The sequence below is a fragment of the Enterobacter cloacae complex sp. IR5422 genome, from assembly GCF_049238165.1.
Taxonomy (GTDB): domain Bacteria; phylum Pseudomonadota; class Gammaproteobacteria; order Enterobacterales; family Enterobacteriaceae; genus Enterobacter; species Enterobacter roggenkampii.
Window position 1 is genome coordinate 1 of the sequence record NZ_JBMKHT010000102.1, and the last position, 2,763, is coordinate 2,763.

A 2,763-nucleotide genomic window follows, 5' to 3' on the forward strand; every position below is an offset into this window, starting at 1 on the left:
TCAGATCACGGATACGCTGCAGGTTGTTGTTGATTTCGCTCAGTGCGCCTTCTGCCGTCTGCGCCAGAGAGATACCGTCGTTGGCGTTACGTGCAGCAACGGTCAGACCGTTGATGTTAGAGGTGAAACGGTTAGCAATCGCCTGACCAGCAGCGTCGTCTTTCGCGCTGTTGATACGCAGACCGGAGGACAGACGCTCGATCGCGGTGCCCAGAGAAGACTGAGATTTGCTCAGGTTGTTCTGAGTCATCAGAGACAGGGTGTTAGTATTAATAACAGCCATGATGTATTCCTTTGAAAAAGTTATCAGATTTAGGCATCTGCCTACGGCTTTCTCACCGTCAATGAGGTTATCGACCGCCCTTTCTCAAGCTTTAGGAAAAAAAATCATTTTTTTAAACCTGTAAACTGCCCGAATTTCTCCCTCTTTATTTACGCATTGTTTTTTTTAAATAACGCTAATCTTTTTCTCGTTTCTGCCGATAGACCATCCAGCGATTGTCTCAATAAAGGATGAAAAAATGGCAAGTATTAGTTCACTCGGCGCAGGTACTTCACTGGACCTCAATACGTTGTATGACAATTTACAGACAGCTGAGCAAACCAAGCTAAAGCCTATCACTACCCAGCAAACGTCATATAAAGCCAAGCTGACAGCATGGGGGGTGGTGCAGACAGCACTCACTAAATTACAGACTGCTTCAGATGCATTAAAAAATACCTCTGCTATTGCACAATCAAAGGTTTCCAGCACTAACACAGCGTTTAGTGCGACGCTTGCCAGCAGCGCAGCTGCAGGATCTTATTCCGTTGAAGTAACGCAACTGGCGGCAGCGCAGTCTCTGTTGAGCCCTAAAGTCGGCAGCAAGGATACAGAACTCGGCGACAGCAGCATGAGCACGCGCACCCTCACAATCACTCAGCCGGGGCAGAAAGATCCGTTAACAATCACCCTGGCGAGCGATAAGACAAGCCTTGCCGATGTGCGTGACGCTATTAACGCCAAGCAGGGAAGCGTAAGCGCCAGCATCATCAAAGCGGATGACAACAGTTATTACTTAGCGCTGACTTCCCGTGATACCGGTATAGCAAACGAGATGACCATTACGACGGATGATAGTCAACTGGCGCAATACGTCAGCTACAATCCATCCAGCGCCACCAATGTGATGAGTGAACAGGTTCCAGCTGCCGACGCTAAAGTCAATATCAACGGTATCGAGATCGTTCGTAGCAGTAATGCCATCACGGATGCACCAGAGGGCGTTACCCTAAACCTGACGAAGACCAATAAAGGCAGCCCGGAGACATTGTCAATTGTCAAAGACAACCAGCCAATGACCGATGCCATTCAGGCTTTTGTGGATGCGTATAACTCTCTGCAGACCACCATTGCCAATCAGACGAAATATACGGCGGTAGATCAGGGAAGCACCAATCAGGACAGCAGCAACGGTGACCTGTTGGGCAACGGAACGCTACGTAATATTCAGACCCGCCTGCGCTCGATGATTTCGGCTAGTCAGGGCTCAGGCGATCTGGCCACCTTATCGCAGATTGGGATTACGCAGGATATCACCGGTAAGCTGACGGTGGACAGTACCAAGCTCAACAAGGCACTGAACGAAAAATCGGCCGACGTCGTCGCATTCCTGTCCGGCGATGGAAAAACCACCGGTTTTGCCACCCAGACCAGCAGTCTGCTGAAAGACATGCTCGGAACTGATGGTTCCGTACAGAATGCCACCGCGGGCATCAACAAGACGCTGAAAAAACTGTCGGACGAATACGATCGCGTAAACGCGCAGATCACTGCCACCATGGCACGTTATAAAACGCAATTTACCAGTCTGAGCCAGCTTGTCTCAAAGATGGATCAGACCGGAAGCTATCTGACCCAACAGTTCAACGCCATGAACCGTTAATAAATGATGAATTGAGGTTTTACCATGTATACAAAATCGGGAATTCAGGCATATGCTCAGGTCGGCGTTGAATCGGCCGTTCTGAGTGCCAGCCCACATCAACTGGTTGTGCTTCTTTTTGATGGCGCATTAAGCGCTATGAAGAAAGCCATCATTTTGATTGAACAAGGTGATATTCCCGGTAAAGGGCAGGCCATAAGTAAAGCAATCAATATCATCAGTAACGGTTTGCAGTCAGGTCTAAACCATGAGATTGGTGGCGACCTGGCGGCAAATCTCGATAGTCTTTATGACTATATGACCAGGCGTCTTTTACAGGCTAATCTTCATAACGACATCAATGCCATTAATGAAGTAGTGGAGTTACTCAATAATATTGCTGATGCCTGGAAAGAGATAGGCCCTCATTCTCAAAACATGCGGGACAATTACTAATGGACGTCCATCTCGGCTTGCTCCAACATTATCAGCAGTTATTAACAACCAGTAACACTATGCTTGTTCTCACCCAGGCGGGGCGCTGGGATGAGCTTATCGCTTACGAAGTTGACTACCTGACATCAGTTGAAAGACTGACTATGTTCCAGGATGCCAGCGAAATTCCGCCTCATATTCAGGCTCAAATACGCCCTATTCTGAAAAAAATACTCGATAATGAAATCGAGTTGAAAACCTTGCTGCACCAGCGTATGGAAGAGCTGAAAGCATTAGGGAAGTTGCGATTAAGTGGTCCGCAGCTCCCGATATGACGCCCCAAACCGTCCTTTATCGACGTCCTGTGGCTCAATTTTCCAATTTTCAGCCCAAAATCGTCTCTTCGTGGCTGATTTTGGCCCTG

At 48.1% G+C, this 2,763-nt stretch carries 3 protein-coding genes and 1 pseudogene; 3 read left to right on the forward strand and 1 reads right to left on the reverse strand.

Annotation, left to right across the window (positions count from 1 at the left end; genetic code table 11):
- A pseudogene (locus tag ACOTXT_RS22325) lies at positions 1 to 283 on the reverse strand (flagellin FliC); the annotation flags it as partial.
- Between the two features lie 238 nt (positions 284 to 521).
- Here ACOTXT_RS22325 and fliD point away from each other — a divergent pair.
- From fliD to fliT, 3 genes are read left to right on the forward strand one after another with little or no spacing between them, the layout of a single operon-like run.
- Positions 522 to 1,925, forward strand: a complete 1,404-nt coding sequence (gene fliD / locus ACOTXT_RS22330) for a flagellar filament capping protein FliD (protein ID WP_421625469.1) — start codon at positions 522 to 524, stop codon at positions 1,923 to 1,925.
- Positions 1,926 to 1,949: 24 nt separating this feature from the next.
- Positions 1,950 to 2,360 carry a flagellar export chaperone FliS gene (fliS, locus tag ACOTXT_RS22335; RefSeq protein WP_021241380.1) on the forward strand — a complete coding sequence of 137 codons (411 nt, stop codon included), beginning with the start codon at positions 1,950 to 1,952 and terminating at the stop codon, positions 2,358 to 2,360.
- On the forward strand, positions 2,360 to 2,674 hold the full coding sequence (gene fliT, locus ACOTXT_RS22340; RefSeq protein WP_421625470.1) for a flagellar protein FliT: 315 nt from the start codon (positions 2,360 to 2,362) through the stop codon (positions 2,672 to 2,674). The genes fliS and fliT overlap by 1 nt, the downstream gene beginning before the upstream one ends.
- Positions 2,675 to 2,763 lie beyond the last annotated feature (89 nt).